Genomic DNA, 20,677 nt, shown 5'->3' with positions numbered 1-20,677 from the left:
ATTGAATTACAAGTTATTATTATGCTCACTAAAAATCAATTAGGATTTTTATACATGTTTATGTCCATTTGTGCATTTTCAATAATGGATTTAATTGTGAAATGGTCTGAGCATTATCCTTTAGGTCAAGTTTTATTCTTTAGAGGATTTTTCGGTGTGTTATTTTATTTTTTAATCATTCCAAAAGAAAGATTGCATAACTTTTATTACACGAAAAGAGCAGGATTACATTTTCTAAGATCATTTTCTGGTTTGATTGCGTTAGTTGCAATTTTTATTGCTTTAAGAAGTTTACCACTAGCCACTGTGGTCAGTATTTCTTTTGCTGCTCCAATATTTACAACAATTTTTTCTATTTTTTTACTCAATGAAAGAGTGGGAGTTTATAGGTGGCTTGCTGTGATTGTAGGATTTATAGGTATATTAATTATAACTGAGCCTGGCATTTCCTCTTTAAATATTTTTTATATTTTTCCTATAATTTTTTGTATTGGATTATCTTATGTTGCTATTACAATTAGAAAATTATCAACTACTGAACCTGTCTGGTTAATTTCATTATATTTTTCTATTTCAATTACACTCTTGAGCTTATTTTCTTTGCCATTAGGTTGGATTATGCCTTCAATAAAAGATTTCATGATTTTAGCAATGATTGGAATTTTTGGTGGAGTTGCTAACTTATGGTTAAGTCAGTCATACAAATATTCTGAAGTATCTCTTGTTACACCTTTAAAATATTTAGCCTTAGTTTTTGCTATAATTTTTGGATATTTAATTTGGAATGAAATACCAACAATTAAGAGTTTATTTGGTGCAGCTTTAGTTATTATTTCTACATTGATCATTTTTCGAAGAGAAATTTACAAAAAAAAAACTATTTCATCTAAAACTTTAAATGACTAAAAAACCAAAGTATTGGACAGAAGCTAAAAAATATCTTTCAAAAAAAGATAGGGTTATGGGAAAATTGATTAAATCTTATAAATCCCCTTCTGAGGTAGTTTTGACATCTCGAAAAGATGTATTTTTTTCACTTTGTAAAAGTATTATCGGTCAGCAGATTAGTGTTGCTGCAGCAAATTCAGTTTTTTTAAAATTTAAAAAAACTTGCAAAGGAAAAATAAATCCAAAAGTGATATCTAAATTAACTAATACTCAACTTCGAAAATGTGGTTTAAGTAGACAAAAAATATTGGGTATAAAAAGTTTATCCAAGCAAATGATTGAAAAATCTTTTAATCCAAAATTAATTGCAAAAATGAATGATGAAGAAGCAATAGAGTATTTATCACAATTAAGACAAATAGGCAGATGGTCAGCTGAAATGATATTGTTATTCACTTTTAATAGACCTAATATTTGGCCGATTCAAGACATAGGCTTGCTAAGAGCTATTTCAAAAAATTATAACAAAAAATATCTTCCACCAGAAAAGTTTGTAAATTTGTTAAACAAAAGATTTACCCCTTTTTGCTCAGTTGCTACCTGGTATCTATGGAGAAGTATTGATCCTGAGCCAATACAATATTAAGCACCTTCGATAATTTGATGGTTTCTAATCACGCTATCTCCAAGGATTGCATGTGCTGCTTGATATTCCTCTGAGTAAAAAAATTTTTTTGTCATCTCAAATGATTCAAATTCTATTACAACTGTTCTTATAAATTCTTTTCCCTCAGTTGTTACTTTATTTCCACCTCTAACCAAAAATTTACCCTTGAATTTATCAACTGCATCTTTGGCTTTCACAGCATATTTTTTTAATATTTCTTGATCATTTATTTTTTCATAAACGCAAACAACGTAACCTTTCATTAATTCTCCTTTTAAAAATAGATTATTATGATATTAAATTTTATGGCTGAAAAATTAATTATTTCTTTTGAAGATTACAATAAAATAGTAGAAAAACTTGCGATAGAAATACATAAAAAATTTAAACCTACTGTTCTAGTAGGCATTATGAGAGGTGCAGCACCTATATTAGATATTTTATCTCGAATATTAAAATTACCAATAGCTTATATTGTTATACAAAGTTATTCAGGTGATGGCATGGAAGATAAACAAGGAGAGCTAATGTTTGCGAGGGAAATAAGCTCATTAGCTAAAGAAGATGATTTTAAAAAAGTATTATTAATTGATGATTTATCTGACACAGGTTTAACTTTAAACAAAAGTATTGAATGGTTGAAAAATTACGAACCTACAAAAAATTATATTCAAGAAATAAAAACAGCTTGTTTATGGAAGAAAAAATCTTCGACTTTTGAACCTGATTTTTGTCCAGTAAAATTAGATTCAGATCCTTGGATTGTTCAACCCACTGAACATTATGAAGAATTAAATATTGAGGATATAATTAAAAAAAATAATCAGGGCTAGTAAAAAAACCAGCCCTGAAAAAATTTAGCCTACGATAAAGCTTATCAAACTTAAAATTGCAATTACCCAAATTGCTGGAGAAGTTGAAGAAAACTTCCCTGTAAATAATTTGATTAATGCATAAGAAACAAAAGCTAAAGCTATACCATTACTGATACTATAAGTTAAAGGCATTGCTATCATCGCAAGAATTGCTGGTGCAGACTCTGCAATATCATTCCATTCTATATCTGTAATATTTCTTACAAATAAAACTGAAACAAACAATAAAGCAGCACCGTCAATTTGTTTTGGTAAACTTGTTGCTAATGGAGCAAAAAATATACATGCTAAAAATAACAAACCAATAACTAGCGAGGTCATACCAGTTTTTCCACCAGCTTTTACACCAGCTCCCGACTCAACATAACTAGTTACTGTAGTAGTACCCATCATTGCTCCAGCAACAGTACCTACACTGTCAGATAACATTGCTTTATTAATATCTTGGACTTTTCCTTGTTTATCAACTTTACCAGCTACATTTGCTACAGAAGTTAAAGTTCCAGCTGTATCAAAAAAATCGATAAACAATAAAGTAAATATAACTGTCGACATACCAGCAGTCATTGCAGCTGATAAATCAAACTCAAACAAATATGTCATTGGTGGAGGCGAGCTCACTAAACCATTAAACTTAGCAAGGCCTGATGCCCATGCAATGATACTAAAAGCCAATATACCAATAATAATATTTCCTTTAACATTCATTTTTTCTAAAACGATTATTGCAATAAATGTTGCACAACCAAGTAGAACTATTGGATCACCTAAATTTCCAAGTTTTACTAAAGTTACAGGATCATCAACTACAACTTCCATTATTTGTAATCCGATAATTGCTAAAAATAATCCAATTCCAGCACCTATTCCTAATTTTAAACTTCTTGGTATAGAATTGATTAACCATGCTCTTATTGGTGTAAGCGAAATGATTAAGAATAATACTCCTGCCACTAATACAGCGCCTAATGCTTCTTGAGGAGTGTATCCCATTCCGGCACATACCCCAAAAGCAACAAAAGCATTTATTCCCATTCCTGGCGCTAAACCAATTGGCCAAGTTTTTCCATAGAATGCCATAATGAAACAAGCAAGAGCAGTAGCTAAGATAGTTGCTGTATAAACTGCACCAAAATCAAAAAATCCTTTTTCTGGTCCCGCAAATTCACCTGACAAGATAAACGGATTTAAAAACATAATATAGGCCATTGTTAAGAATGTAGTAGTTCCTGCAATTACTTCTGTTTTAAAATCAGTTTTGTGTTTTTTATAATTAAAATAATTATCAAGCATTTTTCCTCCTAAAATTCATAAATAAGTGATTCTTTATTAAATTACTTATTAAAACTAAAATTTATTCACATAATTCAACTCACAAGTTTATATTATGCATAAATTTTAATGATATTTATATGTTATGAACAAGTTTATTTTATTTTTTTTAATCTTTAATTTTTTAATTGGATGTCAAACAGTTAAAGAAAAAACAGACGAAATTGTAAAAAAAGAAAATGAAAAGCTAAGTACATTTATTGGCAAGCCTGTTTCAAATTTAAAATCAGAGTTAGGTATTTCAGATGAAGATTTCTTAAATGAAAGTGGAAATAAAGTAATGATTTATAAAACTAGAAAGTATGGGATACCTTGCGAACGAAAATTTGAGGTTGATGGAAATGAGATTGTAATCGGTTTTATTTCGAAGGGATGTTTTTGATCAAACTTGCGGAGATTAAATCTCCGCAAGTAAGGTTATTTACTTTATTTCTATAAGTTTTTTCTTTTTATGTTCAGGTACAATTCTTTCACAAGAAATAGTTAAAAGACCATCTTTAAGCTCTGCACCATTTACTTTTACATCATCAGCAATTGTAAACGATCTTGCAAATTGTCTTTGAGATATTCCTTTATGAATTATTTCCCCATCCACAGTTTTATCTTCAGATTTATTAACTTGTTTTGTTCTAACAGTTAACAAATTATCCTCAAACTCAACTTCAACATCATTTTTATTAAAACCAGCTAAAGCAACTTCTATAGCATAGTTGTCTTTTCCAGTTCTTCTGATGTTATAAGGCGGGTAGTTTGATTGCATTGTCAAACTTCCATTGCCTAACATATTTTCAAATTGATCAAACATATCGTCGAATCCAATTGAAAATGGCCTTAGTGAGTTAAATATAGATAGATCCTTACTTGTCATAGTTTCCTCCTTTTATTAAGCAAGTTTATTTGGTAAGCCCCATTAGGCGACTTACTGAACTTATATAGGTACGAAACTTTCTATTTCAATAGTGTTATATCTTATTTGAAATTTTTAAGGCAAATGCATAATCAACTGCGATTTCTTCTATAGCTCCATCTCTACCAGATTTACCACCATGACCAGCATTCATTTCTGTTTTTAAAAGTAATAAATTATTATCAGTTTTATAGTCTCTTAATTTTGCAGTAAATTTTGCAGGCTCATCGAACAATACTCTATTATCACTTAAGCTTGTTGTAATTAAAATATGTGGGTAATCCATTTTTTTTATATTGTTATAAGGTGCGTAAGAATAAATATAATCAAAATGTTCTTTAATATCTTTAGCATTTCCAAATTCATCAAATTCACCGATCGTAAGTGGTAATGAATGATCTAGATTTGTAGTTAATGAATCTACAAAAGGAACAGCCATTATTATTCCTAAAAATAATTCAGGAGCACTATTAACAACTGCTCCCATCAATAAACCACCAGCAGAACCACCCATTCCAATAATTTTTTTTTTAGAAGTATATTTTTTTTCAATTAAATATTTTGCAGCGTAGATATAATCTTCAAACGTATTTTTTTTATTTAAAAGTTTACCTTCTTTCCACCACTTCATACCTTTTTCCATACCTCCCCTAATATGCGCAGTGGCCCAAATAATATTTCTATTAATCAAACTAAGTCTAGTAGATGAAAATATTGGGTTCATAGAACTTCCATAAGATCCATATCCATATAATAGTAAATTAGCCGAACCATCTAATTTTGTATTTTTATGTCTTGTAATTGTTAGAGGAACCAATCTTCCATCATGAGATTTGTAATCAATCCTTTCAACCACATAATCATCAGGATTATGACCTGATGGAATTTCTTGTTCCTTGACAAGAGATTTTTCTTTAGTTTGAAGATTGTATTTATAAACTCTCGAAGGTGTTTTTGGTGAAGAATAGCTCAAATATACAGTATCTGTATTTTTATCTCTCTGCATTAAAGATACTCCAGGAACAGTTACAGTTTCTTCTGAAAAAATCAGCTCTTCTTCTAAACCTGTTTTAATGTTTTTTACGAAGATTTTATCTAATGCATTTGATGTTTCTGATCTTAAAATCCAATTATTTAAAAAAGTACATCCTCCAATTAAGACCTCTTCTTTAGGTGGAATAAAGTCTGTCCACTTTTGCTTTTCTAGACTATTTGAAATTTCAACTTTAAAATCTTCTGCATTCTCATTTGTATGATTATAAAATTTATTATCCCAGGAATTTACAGAATATAAAACGCCTTTTTTTCTCTCTTTGATAAGTTTGGGTTTTGGTTTTTCTTCATCTGACTTAAAATAATATTGCTCAGATGTGTTATGGTCTGATGTAGAGATAAAAAAATATTTCTCATCTGAACTTAAACTTATACTTACAGTAAAAGCATCACTTTTTTCATTGAAAATTAACTCATCTTCTTCAACTTTAGTTCCAAGTTTATGTCGATATATAGTTCTTGCTCTATGGTTATCGTCTAGTTTTGAATAAAAAATATATTTGTCATTTAAGCTAAAAGTAATACTTCCAGAAGTATCTTTAATTTCTGGAGAAATTATTTTTTTACTTTGAATATCTCTTATAAATATTGAATAGTATTCTGATCCTTTTGTATCTAATGAATAACCCAGATATTTATCATTAAAGCTAACTTCTAAATCACCAACACCAAAATATTCAACACCTAATTTTTCTTTTTCCTGATCACCATTCCAAATTTCTTCATCAATTGAAGAGTCAATTTTTTTTCTCAATTTAATGGAGTAATTTCCTTTTGTAGTAGTTTTAGTCCAATATTCATACGTATGATCTCTATATGGAAGAGACTCATCATCTAATTTAATTCGTCCTTTAATTTCATTAAATAAAGTTTTTTGTAAATCTTTTGTATCTTTAAGATGATGGTCTGCATAAATATTTTCATTTTCTAGATATTCTTTAACTTCTGGATCAAGTTTATTTTTATCTTTTAAAACTTCCAAAATATTTTCTTGATGTATCCAGCTATAATTATCTTCCCATGTAACATTATGACATGATTTTAATTCTGGTTTTTTTTTAAGATATGGTATTTTCATTTTGAAACGAGATACATGAATATAGCAATTTATACAGTAGTAATTTTGACGTTATTCTATTTTATTCTCAAATTTCTAACTAATATTTCGCCAAAAAAAATATCAAAAAGTCTCAGGATCCTAATTATTTTTGGATCAGTAATTTTAGCTATCTTATTTGCTATTGGAGGAAAGTTTTTATTATCTTTACCTTTAACACTAATTAGTTTGGGTTTAATGAAGTTAAAAGGTTTATCTTTATTTCAATTATTTTCATTATTTAGACTTATTCAAACTTTGAGAAGCTCTGGTAGATTTAACTTTGGTCAAGCAAATGCAACAAATAATACAACCATGTCTGTTGCCGAAGCTTATAAAATTCTTAACTTAGATAAGAATAAAAAAATTACCAATGAAGACGTTAATAAAGCTTATATAAAAATTCAAAAAAAAATACACCCAGATGTATCTCCTGAAACCTCAAGGTTATCATCGATTGTTAATGAAGCTAAAGAAATTGTATTAAGAGATATTAAATAAATTGTTTAACAGATTTAAATACATCATCTACACTTATTAAATTGGGATCTAATCTTGTATCATGAGTAATTTTATCAATAGAGATATTTTGAGGAATAATTCTATTTTGAAATTTACTATAGCTTGTATAAGCCTCAGGTGTATCAAGCATAATTATAAAACTTGGAATTTTTCTTTGTGAAGCTATATGATGACCAAAAGAGTCATTGCCAATAAATAAAGTACTTGATGAAATATAATAAATTACTTCTGAAATATTCTCATTGGCCAAAGATTTACAATTGGGAATATTTAGTTCTTTTATAATTTCATCAGCAGCATCACTTTCATCTGGACCACATAATAAAAAATAATGAAATTTAGATCCTAAATTTTCAAATTTTTTTATAAGAGATAGATAATTTTTATAACCCCACTTTGTTGTAGGTCCTGATGAACCAATACCAAGAATAATTATCTTTTTATTTTCAATTTTATAATTTTTAAGCTTTTTCTCATCCACATTGAATTTTGTTTCAGTAGGACAATTTTCTATTTTCAATATTTTTTCAGTAAATCTCTTAGCTGTTTTTACTAAGTGCAAGTTTTTCTTCTTAAATAAGGGATATTGATAAATATTTTTTATACCAGAAATTTTACATGCAAGAAAATATCTTACGCTTGGATAAAAAATAAAAATATTATCCAATTTTAAATTATTGAAAAAAGCTGAGAGATTTAAAATATCCAAAAATTTTTTGTGATACTTATCTAAATATATAACTTCTTTAATTTTAGGATCTGTCTTTAAAATTTTATCTAATTTAGAACATAGGGTTATAATTGTAACAGGACCAAACCTTTCTGCAATTTGATGGCAATAGCTTAAATGAAGCAAATTAGCCCCAATCCCTTTATAGCTGAGAAAAATTCCTGTTTTCATACTAATGAAATATTTATTATAATTATTATATATAAATTACTATGACAGAATTAAGAGGAATATTTGCTGCAACTATTTCAGTATTTAATGATGATTTAAGTTTAAATATTGAAAAAACAATTGAACATTCTGAAAAGATTATTAATGAAGGATGTCATGGAGTTGTGATGTTTGGCAGCACTGGTCAGGCACAATATATTTCTGTCTCGGAAAAAATTAGTCTGATTAATCAATTATCAAAAAGCAAATATAGTGACCAATTCATAATAGGAACAGGATTGAATTCATTAATTGAAATAATCAATTTTATGAAAACTTCTTGTTCTTTAAACTTTAATAATTTTTTAGTAATGCCACCCGCATTTTATTCTTATGATGAATTAGGGGTAAAAAAGTTTTACGAAAAAATAATTGAATCAGTTCCAACATCAAAAATAATTTTGTATAATTTCGAAGCTCTTTGTGGTTTCAAATTTAATGAAAATTTAGTAAAAGACCTTAAAAAAGAATTTCCTGATCAAATAGTTGGCATCAAAGACACTACAGGAAATTTATTCAAAAAAATTAAAATTGATAATTTTTCTTATTTTTCAGGAACAGAGCTTAATTTATTAGAAGGTCTTAAATTTGGTTATGCAGGAATAATAACTGCAAATGCAAATGTTTCAGCTTCTTTATCAAGAAAGGTTTATGATGATTTCCTTTCAAAAAAAGAACAAACAGTTAATGAAAAATTACATAATATAAGAAAATTGTTTGATAAATATAATACCATTAAGGGGCTTCATGCTTATCTAAGTCAGTCTGATAAATTATTAGAAAATATTTTACCTCCGTTATCTTTACTTAAGGAAGGAGACAAAAAAGATTTAATTCAAAATTTGAAAAAATTAGATTTTCAATTAACTTTAAAATCAGTTGCATAAAATGTTGCTTGCAAGATTTCTAAATAAAATTTTTAAAAAAGATGGGTTTATATTAATCGATGTAGATAAAAAGAAATATATTATTGGTGAACCAAAAAAAAGAGAACCAATTACAATTAAGTTATTAGATAAAAAATTACATTACAAATTATTAATTAATCCAGATTTATATTTTGGTGAAGCTTACACAGATGGAACTCTTCAAATTGAAAATTCAGATGTAACTGAATTTTTAGATATTGCTTTGATGAATATTGGAAGAAATGAATTTAATTACATCAGTTATTTAACGAATAGATTGAGAGGATCATATCGTTATTTAACAAATTTTAATTTTATAAAAAAATCAAAAATGAATGTCTCACATCATTATGATATTTCTGATGATTTATATGATTTATTTTTAGACCCTAAAAGACAATATTCTTGTGCATATTTTAAAAACGAAAATGATGATTTAGAAACTGCTCAAAATAATAAAATTCAACATATAATTAAAAAATTAAATATTAAAAGAGATCAAAAAGTTTTAGATATTGGATGTGGTTGGGGAGGTTTGGCTCTCGAAATCGCAAGAAAAACTGATTGTGAAGTCACTGGTATAACATTATCTGAAAACCAACTCAAATACGCTACCCAAAAAGCAAAAGAATTAAATCTCGATAATCAAGTAAAATTTAAATTAATCGATTATAGAGAATTAAATGAGAAGTTTGATAGAATTGTAAGTGTAGGAATGTTTGAACATGTTGGAAGAAAATTTTATAAAAAATTTTTTAAACAGGTTGAAAGATTGTTAAAAGACGATGGAGTTTCTTTAATTCACACAATTGGATCTGTAATGCCACCTAGAGATCCTCATCCTTGGATTACAAAATATATATTCCCAGGAGGATATACGCCTAGTTTAAGTGAGGTTACAAAACCTGTTGAAAAAGCAGGTTTAGTAGTTTCTGATATTGAGGTGTTGAAACTTCACTATTCTTACACTCTAAAAAATTGGAAATTGAATTGTTTAAAAAACAAAGAGAAAATTATTAAAATGTTTGATGAAAAGTTTTTTAGAATGTGGGAGTTTTATCTTGCAGGTTGTGAAATGGCATTTAAATGGGGTGACCAGGTTGTTTATCAATTTCAATTAACAAAAAATTATACTTCAACTCCAGCCACAAGAGACTATATTTACCAATAAATACTTGATAAATATCAAATCTCTTTATGAAAAAATCTAAAAAGAAAAATAAAAAATCACGTAAAAAAGGGAAAATCTCTAAAAAGGGAAGAAATTTCAAAAAAAAACCTCTAATAAAAAAAGTAAAGAAAATTAAAAGAAGTAAAAAAATTTCAAAAAAGAAACCCAAAAGTTTCAGAAAAAATAAATCTAAAAATTTCAAGAAAAGTTTAAGAAAAATTAAAATAAAACCAAAAGAAACTTTTGTATCAAAAATTGTTAGACTTCAATTTGCATTAAAACCAAATTTTAATTTCAATTTTTCAATAAATATTGAAAAGTATATTCAATCTTTTTTTGATAAAATTGAATCAACAATTACAAATTATAAAACTTTAAGGGCTGATGAGAAAAGACGAATACAATTAGAAGAGATAAAAAGAGAAGAAGATTTAAAAAAAGAAGATGAAAAAAGAAAAAAAGAGCAAGCAACATTAGAATTAAAACTTAAAAAACAAGCAATTAAAGATGAAATAAAATTAGAAAAAGAAAGAGCAAGAGATATCAAAGCATTTTTAAGGAAAGAACAAGCTCTAATAAGAATTGAGCAGGCAGAAAAACAAAAACAATTTTTACAAAAATTAAAATTAGATAAGCAAATTGAAAAATTTAGAATTAGAGAGATTAAGGAGCTTGAAAATCTCGAGAGAATTTCACTTAAAGAAGAGAGAGAAGATTATGCAGAACTCCAACAAAGAATAGATAAATTAAAAGAAAAATACAGGATAATTAGAGATCAGAAAATTAGAGAAAGAGTAGAGGCTTTAGGAGTAAAATTAATTGGAGATGAAGATAGAGAAACTTTATTACAAAAAGAAAAAGAATTTACATTAGCAAGACAAAAAGTTGAGTTTGCACTTGAAAGCTTTTATAGGAGTGCAAGTAGTTTGGTTTTTCAATTGAATAAGCGACACATTACCAGACATATGTCAATTTTACGTTGTATAGATAGAAGGTTTGAAACTGGTGAGATATTTATCAGATGGGACGAGTCTTCAGATGATGAATGGTTATTACTTATTTATATAAAAAACAATTCTCCAGATGAGGGGATAGTAATTGAAGACAAAACTAATCCAGAAAAAAATCTTTCCCATGAATACAAAAATAATGAAATTTTTAAAGCCTCTGACATGATGGTAGATTCTTTAACACAATTAATTGGTAGAATGAGATCAAAATCTGAAAATTAAAATTAATGTTTGCAAGTTTTATTACATTATTAATTTTATTTTTTATCATTAAATATATTTTTGCCTGGATCGATTATTTTAATAAATTAGATGATAGATTAGGTGACTCTCTTTGGAGATGGAGTTACGATTATCACGTAATTGGAGAAAGAGATATCTCTGATCTAGATGATAAAGATTTTGTAAGGCTAAGAAGAAAAAGGAATAAAGTAGTTACTTATATGTACATTGTTTTCTTCATAATGTTTTTTATTTCTATGTGGTTTTTAAGTGAAGTATTGATATTTTTTTTTCAATAATTTTTTAATTGTTTTTTATTTTTTAAATACAAAAAGAAAGCAACAAATTCATAAAGTAGATTAAAAATTGGAAAAATTATTGGAAGTTTAAAAAATTTATATAAAAATCTATACTTTGGCATTTTACTCCACAGTATTAAAAAAGCTTCTGCACCACCAATTATCTTATTACCTTCTTTTACATGCAGTCTTCTTAAAAGATCTTTATCAGATTTATTAGTTTCTTTAGATGCAACTTTGTTATTTGTGATATCCACCCAATCAATTTCACTACATTCTTCTTTTTTATAGAGATCAATTTCAGCTTTACAGATTTTACAGGAATTATTGAAATATACCTTCATAGTTTTAAGATAATATTCTTATTAAAACTTACAAGTGAGTTAAATCTATTAGTTGAATTATTAATGTAATTAACTACATACCAGATATGTCAAACTTCTTCAAAAACACAGATATTTCAAAAAATATTGCTGATGAAATTGTATCAGAAACTTTGAACTCATGTGATGATGGTGAACTTTATTTAGAGGATTCAAAAGCAGAGTCAATTTTGTTAGACGATAATAAAATAAAAAGTTCTAGTTATGCAACAGATCTAGGATTTGGTTTTAGGGCAATTTCAGGAGAGGTAGTTGCTTATTCTCATTCTAATGAAATATCTAAAGATTCTCTAAAAAAATCTTCTGATAATTTAAAAGCCACCCTTAAATCAATTAAGGGAACCTATAACCATTCAATACCAAAAACTAACAAGAAATTTTATGAAGATATTAATCCCATAGAGCAAAAAGATTTAAATTCAAAAATAGAAATTTTAAATAATGTTAATAACTATATAAGATCAAAAAATCCTAACACCAAACAAGTAACAGCAAGTTTTAGTGGTGAACAAAAATCAATAGAAATCATAAGAGCAGGTGGTGAAACCCTAAATGATGTTAGACCTTTAATAAGGTTCAATGTTTCTGTTATGTTGGAGAAAAATGGAAGAAAAGAATCTGGCGTATATGGCATTGGTGGCAGACAGTCATATGATACTTATTTAAAAGATAATAATTGGAAAAATGTTTGTGATGAAGCTTTAAGAATTGCCTCGGTAAATTTAGAAAGTAAGCCTGCACCTGCTGGAGAAATGCCTGTTGTTTTGGGACCAGGATGGCCTGCAATCCTTATTCACGAAGCAATTGGTCATGGATTAGAAGGAGATTTTAATAGAAAAAAAACATCTGCCTTTCATAATTTAATGGGAGAAAAAGTTGCAAGCGAAGGAGTTACAATTGTAGATGATGGAACAATTGATAATAGGAGAGGCAGTTTGACAATAGATGATGAAGGAACACCAACAGAAAAAACTGTTTTAATTGAAAACGGAATATTAAAAAATTATATGCAAGATCGTTTGAATGCTAGACTGATGAACACCAAATCTACAGGAAGCGGTAGAAGAGAAAGTTACAAACATGTTGTTCTTCCAAGAATGAGAAATACCATGATGTTGAGTGGTAAGAATACTCAGGATGAAATGATATCTTCTGTAAAGAAAGGAATATTTGCAGTCAGTTTTGGTGGAGGTCAAGTTGATATCACTTCTGGAAAATTTGTATTTAATTGTACTGAAGCATATGAAATTGTTGATGGGAAAATTGGTTCACCAATTAAAGGTGCAACTTTGATTGGTGATGGGCCATCAATTTTAAGAAAAGTTTCAATGGTTGGTAATGATATGATGTTAGATCCAGGTATAGGAACTTGTGGAAAAGCAGGACAAGGAGTCCCTGTAGGTGTAGCTCAACCTTCAATATTAATTGATCAAATGACTGTTGGTGGAACACAACTTTAATTATGGTTAAAGATCAAAATTTTTTAGAGGATAAAGCTTCTCAATGTTTGGATTTAGCAAAAAAATTTGGTGCAACAGATTGTGAAGTTTTGGTTTCAAATTCTATCGATGAAACAGTAAGCTTTAGAAATAAAATTTTAGATGAGTCTAATCGTTCAGATAGTTTAGTTGCAAGTATTACAACTTATATAAATAAAAAAAAATCTTCAATAGCATCTTCAAATTTATTAAATGAAAATCTCAAAACACTTATTGAAAGGTGTGTAGAAACTACAAAATTAACACCTGAGGATGAGTTTAATTCTCTACCGGATAAAGATCTTTATTCTAAAGATAATTTAGATTTAGAACTTTATGATGATACAAGTTTTGAGAATGATAAAAAAATTCAATATCTTAAAGAATTAGAGGAAAAGGTTTTTGAGGAAAAAAAAGTAATAAATACAGAGTCTGGATTTTCACAGAATAAATCTAATTTTATCTTTATTAACAGTGACGGATTTAGTGGTGGACATAAATCTTCTTCATTCTCTTCATCTTGCGTGGTTGTTGCTAAAGATAATGGGGGAATGGAAAGGGATTATGAATATACAAGTAAGTGCCACTTAGATGAAATTAAGAAACCAGAAGAACTAGCAAAATTAGCAACAGACAGAACAATAAAAAAACTTAGCCCAAAAAAAATCGGTAGTGAAAAGTTAAATCTAATTTTTGATAAAAGAATAGCAAAAGGAATATTAAGTGCATTTGCAGGAGCAATCTCTTCATCTTCAATTGCAAGAGGTACATCGTTTTTGAAGGATAAAATTGGTTCAGAGATTTTTTCAAAAGAAATTAAAATAATTGATAAGCCTGATATCAAAAAAGGTTTAGGATCTCAGCTTTTTGATGGAGAAGGTGTTCATTCAAATGAACTATGTTTAGTAGATAAAGGAATTTTAAAAAGTTATTTAGTTGATACATACAATGGCAAAAAATTAAATATCAAATCTAATGGTAGAGCAGGAGGTTCTACAAATTTATATTTTGACAGAGGAAATAAAAGTTATGATGATCTTTTAAATTCTTCATCTAAAGCTATTTATATTACTGAAACTATTGGTCATGGTACAAATTTAATTACTGGCGATTACTCTGTTGGTGCTGCAGGTTATTTAGTTGAAAATGGAATTTTAAAAGAGCCAGTAAACGAAATTACAATTGCAGGCAATTTGAAAGATATGTTTAAAAATCTTACACTTGCTAATGATTTAGAGTTTGAATATGCAACAAATTCTCCAACAATGATGATAGAGGGAATGGTTGTTGCTGGTAAATGATTGATTATTGTATAATTGGCTCAGGTATATCTGGCTCCACAATTGCAAACTTATTAAAAAAAAAAAATCAAGTTGCTATTTATGATAAGGCAAGAGGACCAGGTGGAAGATCTTCATTTAAAAGATTTGATAAGAAAATTGGCTATGATCATGGAGTGCAATACATCTCTCCGAAAACACTTAAATTTAAAAAATTCATTAATAAATTAATTAAATTAAGAGTTTTAAAAAAGTGGGGTGGAAACCATCTTTTTTTAAATAATAAAATAAAAGAAAATAAAAAACATCAAAAGATAATAGGAACAAATGGCAATAATGATATCAGCAAGTATTTAATTAAAGATATTAATTGCAATTTTGAGAGTGAACTAAAAAAAATAAAAAGAAAAGATTTTTATTGGGAGTTAGAATTTATAAATAACAAAAAAATAAATTGTAAAAATTTAATCTTAACTTGTCCTCACCCTCAGGTAAAAAAACTAACTATCAAATATTTAAAAGATAAAAGTATTCTTAAAAAGAAAGTAAAAATGAATGCAAATATAACCGTAATGTTTACATTAAAAAAAAATATTGAAAAAATTAGCAGTTATTTTTTTGATGATCCTATATTGGGCTGGGCTGCATTAGAGAACAGTAAAAATAGATTTAAAAGCAGATTTAATCATTGGACCTTACAGAGCACAAGCAAATGGGCAAACAAAAAAATAAATAAAAATAAAAAGATGAATTCAATAAACTCAAATATTTTAATAAATAGATTTTTTGAATTAACAAATACTAATAAAGAAAAATTAAATAATATTTTAAATCATGGATGGAAGTATTCTTACAATCCAAAACCACTTAAAATTAAAAGCTATTGGGATAAAAAAATAAAAATTGGATTATGTGGAGACTGGTTTGTTGGTTCTAGATTAGAGTCGGGCTGGATTAGTGCTAATGATCTTTTTGAGAAAATAAAAAAATCTAATTAAATTCTTTTACTCTATACTCCCATTCACCCATTCTTGAATAAGTTACTTTTCTAATAATTGAATTTTCTTTATCATACCAGATATCAAAATCTAATCTCTTATCTTCAGGTATACTCATGTCTTTTGATTGAAGTTTAAAATGCTCAACTTCATATGATTTACCATAAAGTGTTATTGTCTCCTTACCAAGGAATGTTACAACTTGTTCTTTAATACTTCCTGATATTGGACTGATCTGAGAGCTTGCTTGAAGTATTTTATGACTCCACCAATTTCCAATTATATTATCATTATTAGCTAGACCAGTATAAGAAGAACCTTTCACTTCAAATTGATTATTTTGCTTATTATACTTTAGATCAACAAATTTATTTTTTTTGTTTTGTCTAGTTTTAGATTCATAAGAGATGAGTTGATCTTTATTATATTTTTCCTCGCCATAACCTTCCACTTCAAAAACTGTTGCACCAAATAACTTTACAGTAAATTTAATTTGATTTGTTACAGTGGTATTATTTCCATCTCTTTTAAAAAAATAAAAATTATATCCAATTACTTCCCCATTTCTTAAAATTTCCATTTTAATATTATTAAAGTTCTTATAGTGACCCATGTGAGAAAATGAATTAGTTGAGATTAAAAAAAACAATAAAATAAAGGTTATTTTTTTCATGATAAGATTAAGCTTTAATAAAAAAAAAATTTAAAGTATCAAGCAAAAATGTTTTTATCTATTAAAAAAATTCCAGTAGTTGATTGGAGTTCGAGAGAAACATTTAATTTTAAACCTAAAGCTTCAACTTTTTCATATTTATGTTTCGGTTTGATGTTATTTGGTTTTGGTGAGGCATTGTTAGTAGTTTCAACTACAGGAAATTCGCCTTGGACAGTTTTGGCAGAAGGTGTATCAATTATTACAGGTTTTTCTATTGGTATAGCTACATTTTTTATTAGTGTTGGGGTCCTATCATTATGGTTTTTCTTAAAACAAAAACCTGGTCTAGGCACAATTATGAACATAATCATTATTGCTATAATGTTAGATATAACGATTCATTTAATAGGTTCTCCAAGTAATCTTATCTCTCAATATTTTATGGCAATCTTAGGTGTATTTTTAGTCGGTCTTGGAAGTGGTTTTTATCTAACTGCAAATTTAGGCCCAGGTCCAAGAGATGGTTTAATGACAGGATTAACCAAAAAAACAAATCTACCCATTGCTTTAGTCAGAGGTTGTATCGAAATTACAGCTGTTGGAGTAGGTTGGTATTTAGGCGGAACAGTAGGAGTTGGAACTCTAATTTATGCTTTTGGAATTGGACCTTGTGTTGCTTTAGGATTATTTATTGTAGATAAAATTTTTAATTAAGCTGCTGAAGCTTTTTCACTTCTTTTCCTTTCATGAGGATCCAGAATAGCTTTTCTTAACCTACAAGATTCAGGTGTAATTTCCAATGCTTCATCACTGTTCAACATGCTTAGCTGTTCTGCAATTGACATTTTTCTAACAGGAGTAAGAACAACATTTTCATCTGTGCCTTGAGTTCTCATGTTAGTTAATTTTTTTCCTTTCATGACATTTATTATCATATCACCAGGTTTAGGTTGCATACCAACAATCATGCCAGTATAGACAGGATCGTTGTGTGTTACAAACATCTCACCTCTAGCTTGTAAGTTAAAAATTGCAAAAGCAACTGCTTTACCTTGTTCCATGGAAATTAACGCTCCATTTTTTCTACCTTCCATGTCTCCCTCATATGGACCATATTCATGAAAAATTCTGTTAATTACACCATTACCTTTTGTAAGAGTTAAAAATCTACTTGTGTATCCCATCAACCCTCTTGTTGGTGCATGAAAAATTAATCTTTTCTTATCTTTACCTGTGTCCTTAAGTTCGATTAACTTACCTTTTCTTCTATTCATAGAGTCTATTACTTTTGAAGAATGTTCTTCATCTAAATCCATAGTAATCTCTTCTATTGGTTCTAATTTATTTCCATTTTCATCTTTTTTATAAAGTACCTTTGGTGGACTTACAGTCATCTCAAAACCTTCTCTTCTCATTTGAGTAAGTAAAATCTCTAACATCAACTCTCCTCTACCACTTACAATAAAAGAGTCATTTCCATCATTTTCTTCAAAGGTGATTCCAACATTATTTTGTGCTTCTTGAATTAACCTGTCTCTGATTTGTGTACTTGTTAATTTTGAGCCTTCAGTTCCCGCTAATGGAGATGTATTAACAGTTATGGTTATAGACATTGTTGGAGGATCTATAGGTGTTGCAGCTATTGGTTCATTTACCTCTAAATCACAAATTGTATCAGCCACATTTGTTTTTTCTAAACCTGCAACTACAACAATATCTCCCGCTTCACCAACCTCTATTGGTACTTTTTTTGTTCCTTCATATCTAAAAATTTTAGTTAATCTGCCTTCATCAACTTTTTCACCTTTTAAATTTAAAGCCTTAATCGCTTGATTTGCCTTTGCTGTACCTTGAGCAATTCTTCCAACTAAACTTCTGCCTAAAAAACTGTCTGCATAAAGAAGAGTAGATAGCATTGCAAATGGTTTTGTTTTATCTAACTTAGCAGGCTGAACATGTTCTATTATCATATCTAAAAGTGGTTTTAAGTTTTCTCTTGGTCCATCAACTTCCTTTGATGCCCAACCAGATCTTCCACTCGCGTATAGTACTGGAAAATCTAATTGTTCTTCATTTGCATCTAAGCTTACAAATAAATCAAATGTTTCATCTAAAACTTCATTTGCTCTTTGATCAGGTTTATCAAGTTTATTAATTACCACTATTGGCTTTAAACCTTGTTTCAAAGCTTTTGATAATACAAACTTTGTTTGAGGCATTACACCTTCAGCTGAATCAATTAAAAGCAATGCGCCGTCAGCCATACTCAATACTCTCTCAACTTCAGCAGCAAAATCTCTGTGACCTGGAGTATCAATTATATTAATTCTAGAATCTTTCCAGTTAATAGAAGCTGGTTTTGCGAGAATGGTAATTCCTCTTTCTTTTTCTAATTCACCAGAGTCCATTAATCTTTCATCAACTATCTCATTTTCTCTAAATGAACCACTTTGTTTCATTAAATTATCTATTAATGTAGTTTTTCCGTGATCGACGTGAGCTATAATTGTGATGTTTCTAATGTCGTTACTCATAAAACACGGTCGTTATACATAAAAAAAATTGATTTAAAATAGAAAAAAAAGCACTGTTTTATTGATTTATTTAATTAATAATTATGCATTTCAAAAATTAAAGCATCGTACTTTTCTACAAACTCTTTTGTTTCTGCATCAAAATATTCATCAATATTTGGTAGTCTTTTGGATTTATTTACTGGTTTTTCTTTAATCAAATCTTCTTCAGAAACATTTAAGTCAATTAAATTAAATAAACTAACTAACGATTCGTTTAATTTTTCAAATACTATAAAATTATCGATATAATTATTCTTTACGTAAAATCTCTTTATATCATCATAACTTATCAAACTTTTATTAAATAATTCATAATGGAAATTTTTGTTTGTAAATCTTATTAAATAATGAAAAGTCATATAGCCAATAAACTTACTCGTATTAGAAATTGAGTAATGCTCACCAATATAATTCTTTTTTTTGTTATCAAACAAAAGTTTGATCCAATTTTTAAAATTGTCAGTATTATATGGATCAGAATATAATTCTTTATTTAAATTAATATCTTTTCTAAACTGATCGAATAAGAAATGAACTTTTTCTTTATAGTTTCCTTTGATATTAATTATCCTTTTTGGATTAAGTTTTCTTTTAGTTAAATTTGAAAATAATGGATCACGGTTCTGCATTAAACAACCAAAAGACCAAAGAGAAATATACCAATCATAAGGATTTCTTATTGAACCAACTTTAATTTTATCTGATAATAATAATTCATCAGTTATAGGATCATGGATTTTAGTTAAAACTCCATCTTTTATTTTTTTTGAAAAAATTTCTCTAATAAAAGAGCACCCTGTCTTCCCAAATTCAACAAAACAAATTTTATCAGATATAAACATTGGTTTTTTTTTTATTTTTTTTCAGTTTTCTTTTTTCTTTAAATGTTAGTTTAGGTTTTTTTTTGACACTAGAGTCTTTGAATGATTTACCACTGTATCTTTTAGACATAAAAATTTAATATAGTTCTAGTAAATTTTTAATCAATATTAGAAAATTAAGAAAACTTATTAGATAATGTGATAATGTTAAATTTATGAAAAACAATACAAATAATGATGTAAATAAAGCAAAACAAAAGTTTATTGAGGGTATCAATTTTTTTGAAAATAAAGACTATGAATCAGCTGAAATTAGATTTTTAGAAAGTTTAAAATTAACACCAGGAAGATTGTCAATAGTAGGTAATATAATTAAAGTTTATGTTGTTACCAAGCAATCTAAAAAGTTAGAAAAATTATTAGAGGATTATGACTCAGAAACAAATAAAGACATCACTTTTGGAAAAGCATTCAATTGTTATTATAAAGATAATTATAAACAATCGATAAATTTATGTAATGATTTAATAAAATATGAAGATTTAAGATATCCAATACAAGACTTATTAGCCTTAAATTATAAAAAATTATATCAA

Annotated in this window: 24 protein-coding genes; 14 read left to right on the top strand and 10 right to left on the bottom strand. The window is 27.7% G+C overall.

Annotated elements, in window-relative coordinates; genetic code table 11:
* Positions 1–21: 21 nt before the first annotated feature.
* Positions 22–906: a DMT family transporter gene (locus tag ACTT9D_RS03460; RefSeq protein WP_440930466.1), complete on the top strand. Its 885-nt coding sequence runs from the start codon at positions 22–24 to the stop codon at positions 904–906.
* Positions 899–1,534: a DNA-3-methyladenine glycosylase family protein gene (locus ACTT9D_RS03455; protein ID WP_440930465.1), complete on the top strand. Its 636-nt coding sequence runs from the start codon at positions 899–901 to the stop codon at positions 1,532–1,534. The genes ACTT9D_RS03460 and ACTT9D_RS03455 overlap by 8 nt, the downstream gene beginning before the upstream one ends.
* Here the strand turns inward: ACTT9D_RS03455 and ACTT9D_RS03450 are convergent.
* The gene (locus tag ACTT9D_RS03450) at positions 1,531–1,818 is read right to left on the bottom strand and encodes a DUF1330 domain-containing protein (protein WP_440930464.1); all 288 of its coding nucleotides are present in this window, start codon (positions 1,816–1,818) and stop codon (positions 1,531–1,533) included. The two genes, ACTT9D_RS03455 and ACTT9D_RS03450, sit on opposite strands and share 4 nt — an antisense overlap.
* A gap of 27 nt (positions 1,819–1,845) precedes the next feature.
* Between ACTT9D_RS03450 and ACTT9D_RS03445 the strand changes: the two genes are divergently transcribed.
* Complete coding sequence (locus ACTT9D_RS03445) at positions 1,846–2,388, top strand: phosphoribosyltransferase (RefSeq protein WP_440930463.1); 543 nt, start codon at positions 1,846–1,848, stop codon at positions 2,386–2,388.
* 24 nt (positions 2,389–2,412) lie between these two features.
* On the opposite strand, the gene ACTT9D_RS03440 is transcribed toward ACTT9D_RS03445, so the two are convergent.
* Positions 2,413–3,723 carry an NCS2 family permease gene (locus ACTT9D_RS03440; protein ID WP_440930462.1) on the bottom strand — a complete coding sequence of 437 codons (1,311 nt, stop codon included), beginning with the start codon at positions 3,721–3,723 and terminating at the stop codon, positions 2,413–2,415.
* 124 nt (positions 3,724–3,847) lie between these two features.
* On the opposite strand from ACTT9D_RS03440, the gene ACTT9D_RS03435 reads away from it, so the two are divergent.
* On the top strand, positions 3,848–4,144 hold the full coding sequence (locus tag ACTT9D_RS03435) for a hypothetical protein (RefSeq protein WP_440930461.1): 297 nt from the start codon (positions 3,848–3,850) through the stop codon (positions 4,142–4,144).
* Positions 4,145–4,183: 39 nt separating this feature from the next.
* On the opposite strand, the gene ACTT9D_RS03430 is transcribed toward ACTT9D_RS03435, so the two are convergent.
* Both ACTT9D_RS03430 and ACTT9D_RS03425 read right to left on the bottom strand, forming a co-directional pair.
* On the bottom strand, positions 4,184–4,630 hold the full coding sequence (locus ACTT9D_RS03430) for an Hsp20 family protein (protein WP_440930460.1): 447 nt from the start codon (positions 4,628–4,630) through the stop codon (positions 4,184–4,186).
* 94 nt (positions 4,631–4,724) lie between these two features.
* The gene (locus tag ACTT9D_RS03425; RefSeq protein ID WP_440930459.1) at positions 4,725–6,800 is read right to left on the bottom strand and encodes a S9 family peptidase; all 2,076 of its coding nucleotides are present in this window, start codon (positions 6,798–6,800) and stop codon (positions 4,725–4,727) included.
* A gap of 15 nt (positions 6,801–6,815) precedes the next feature.
* Between ACTT9D_RS03425 and ACTT9D_RS03420 the strand changes: the two genes are divergently transcribed.
* Positions 6,816–7,319: a J domain-containing protein gene (locus tag ACTT9D_RS03420; RefSeq protein ID WP_440930458.1), complete on the top strand. Its 504-nt coding sequence runs from the start codon at positions 6,816–6,818 to the stop codon at positions 7,317–7,319.
* Here the strand turns inward: ACTT9D_RS03420 and ACTT9D_RS03415 are convergent.
* A complete protein-coding gene (locus ACTT9D_RS03415; protein WP_440930457.1) occupies positions 7,312–8,241 on the bottom strand; it encodes a glycosyltransferase family 9 protein in 930 nt (309 codons plus the stop codon). The genes ACTT9D_RS03420 and ACTT9D_RS03415 overlap by 8 nt on opposite strands.
* Positions 8,242–8,282: 41 nt before the next feature.
* Between ACTT9D_RS03415 and ACTT9D_RS03410 the strand changes: the two genes are divergently transcribed.
* The 4 genes from ACTT9D_RS03410 to ACTT9D_RS03395 are packed head-to-tail and all read left to right on the top strand — an operon-like array spanning position 8,283 to position 11,890.
* A complete protein-coding gene (locus tag ACTT9D_RS03410) occupies positions 8,283–9,167 on the top strand; it encodes a dihydrodipicolinate synthase family protein (RefSeq protein ID WP_440930456.1) in 885 nt (294 codons plus the stop codon).
* Between the two features lies 1 nt (position 9,168).
* Complete coding sequence (locus ACTT9D_RS03405; protein WP_440930455.1) at positions 9,169–10,359, top strand: class I SAM-dependent methyltransferase; 1,191 nt, start codon at positions 9,169–9,171, stop codon at positions 10,357–10,359.
* 26 nt (positions 10,360–10,385) lie between these two features.
* Positions 10,386–11,591 carry a hypothetical protein gene (locus ACTT9D_RS03400; RefSeq protein WP_440930454.1) on the top strand — a complete coding sequence of 402 codons (1,206 nt, stop codon included), beginning with the start codon at positions 10,386–10,388 and terminating at the stop codon, positions 11,589–11,591.
* 5 nt (positions 11,592–11,596) lie between these two features.
* Positions 11,597–11,890 (top strand): hypothetical protein, encoded by a 294-nt coding sequence (locus ACTT9D_RS03395; protein WP_440930453.1) that lies wholly within the window; start codon positions 11,597–11,599, stop codon positions 11,888–11,890.
* On the opposite strand, the gene ACTT9D_RS03390 is transcribed toward ACTT9D_RS03395, so the two are convergent.
* A complete protein-coding gene (locus ACTT9D_RS03390; protein ID WP_440930452.1) occupies positions 11,884–12,234 on the bottom strand; it encodes a DCC1-like thiol-disulfide oxidoreductase family protein in 351 nt (116 codons plus the stop codon). The genes ACTT9D_RS03395 and ACTT9D_RS03390 overlap by 7 nt on opposite strands.
* An 86-nt stretch (positions 12,235–12,320) precedes the next feature.
* Here ACTT9D_RS03390 and tldD point away from each other — a divergent pair, with 86 nt between their 5' ends.
* The 3 genes from tldD to ACTT9D_RS03375 are packed head-to-tail and all read left to right on the top strand — an operon-like array spanning position 12,321 to position 16,029.
* On the top strand, positions 12,321–13,733 hold the full coding sequence (gene tldD / locus ACTT9D_RS03385; RefSeq protein ID WP_440930451.1) for a metalloprotease TldD: 1,413 nt from the start codon (positions 12,321–12,323) through the stop codon (positions 13,731–13,733).
* A 2-nt stretch (positions 13,734–13,735) separates the two neighbouring features.
* Positions 13,736–15,052 carry a TldD/PmbA family protein gene (locus ACTT9D_RS03380; RefSeq protein WP_440930450.1) on the top strand — a complete coding sequence of 439 codons (1,317 nt, stop codon included), beginning with the start codon at positions 13,736–13,738 and terminating at the stop codon, positions 15,050–15,052.
* Positions 15,049–16,029 carry an NAD(P)-binding protein gene (locus tag ACTT9D_RS03375; RefSeq protein WP_440930449.1) on the top strand — a complete coding sequence of 327 codons (981 nt, stop codon included), beginning with the start codon at positions 15,049–15,051 and terminating at the stop codon, positions 16,027–16,029. Before ACTT9D_RS03380 ends, ACTT9D_RS03375 begins: the two co-directional genes overlap by 4 nt.
* On the opposite strand, the gene ACTT9D_RS03370 is transcribed toward ACTT9D_RS03375, so the two are convergent.
* Positions 16,022–16,702, bottom strand: a complete 681-nt coding sequence (locus ACTT9D_RS03370; RefSeq protein ID WP_440930448.1) for a DUF6134 family protein — start codon at positions 16,700–16,702, stop codon at positions 16,022–16,024. The two genes, ACTT9D_RS03375 and ACTT9D_RS03370, sit on opposite strands and share 8 nt — an antisense overlap.
* A gap of 48 nt (positions 16,703–16,750) precedes the next feature.
* Here ACTT9D_RS03370 and yczE point away from each other — a divergent pair, with 48 nt between their 5' ends.
* Positions 16,751–17,398: a membrane protein YczE gene (gene yczE / locus ACTT9D_RS03365; protein WP_440930447.1), complete on the top strand. Its 648-nt coding sequence runs from the start codon at positions 16,751–16,753 to the stop codon at positions 17,396–17,398.
* Here yczE and typA read toward each other — a convergent pair.
* The 3 genes from typA to ACTT9D_RS03350 all read right to left on the bottom strand — a co-directional run bounded on the left by typA (position 17,395) and on the right by ACTT9D_RS03350 (position 20,211).
* Complete coding sequence (typA, locus tag ACTT9D_RS03360) at positions 17,395–19,218, bottom strand: translational GTPase TypA (RefSeq protein ID WP_440930446.1); 1,824 nt, start codon at positions 19,216–19,218, stop codon at positions 17,395–17,397. The genes yczE and typA overlap by 4 nt on opposite strands.
* Before the next feature lie 74 nt (positions 19,219–19,292).
* Positions 19,293–20,102, bottom strand: coding sequence for a hypothetical protein (locus tag ACTT9D_RS03355; protein WP_440930445.1), 810 nt, complete (start codon positions 20,100–20,102; stop codon positions 19,293–19,295).
* Positions 20,089–20,211, bottom strand: a complete 123-nt coding sequence (locus ACTT9D_RS03350; protein WP_440930444.1) for a hypothetical protein — start codon at positions 20,209–20,211, stop codon at positions 20,089–20,091. The genes ACTT9D_RS03355 and ACTT9D_RS03350 overlap by 14 nt, the downstream gene beginning before the upstream one ends.
* A gap of 85 nt (positions 20,212–20,296) precedes the next feature.
* Here ACTT9D_RS03350 and ACTT9D_RS03345 point away from each other — a divergent pair.
* Positions 20,297–20,677: hypothetical protein (locus ACTT9D_RS03345; RefSeq protein WP_440930443.1), on the top strand; the 381-nt coding region annotated here is incomplete at its 3' end.

The sequence above is a fragment of the Candidatus Pelagibacter sp. genome, from assembly GCF_052049815.1.
GTDB lineage: Bacteria > Pseudomonadota > Alphaproteobacteria > Pelagibacterales > Pelagibacteraceae > Pelagibacter.
This window is presented reverse-complemented; position numbering and strand designations above follow the sequence as displayed.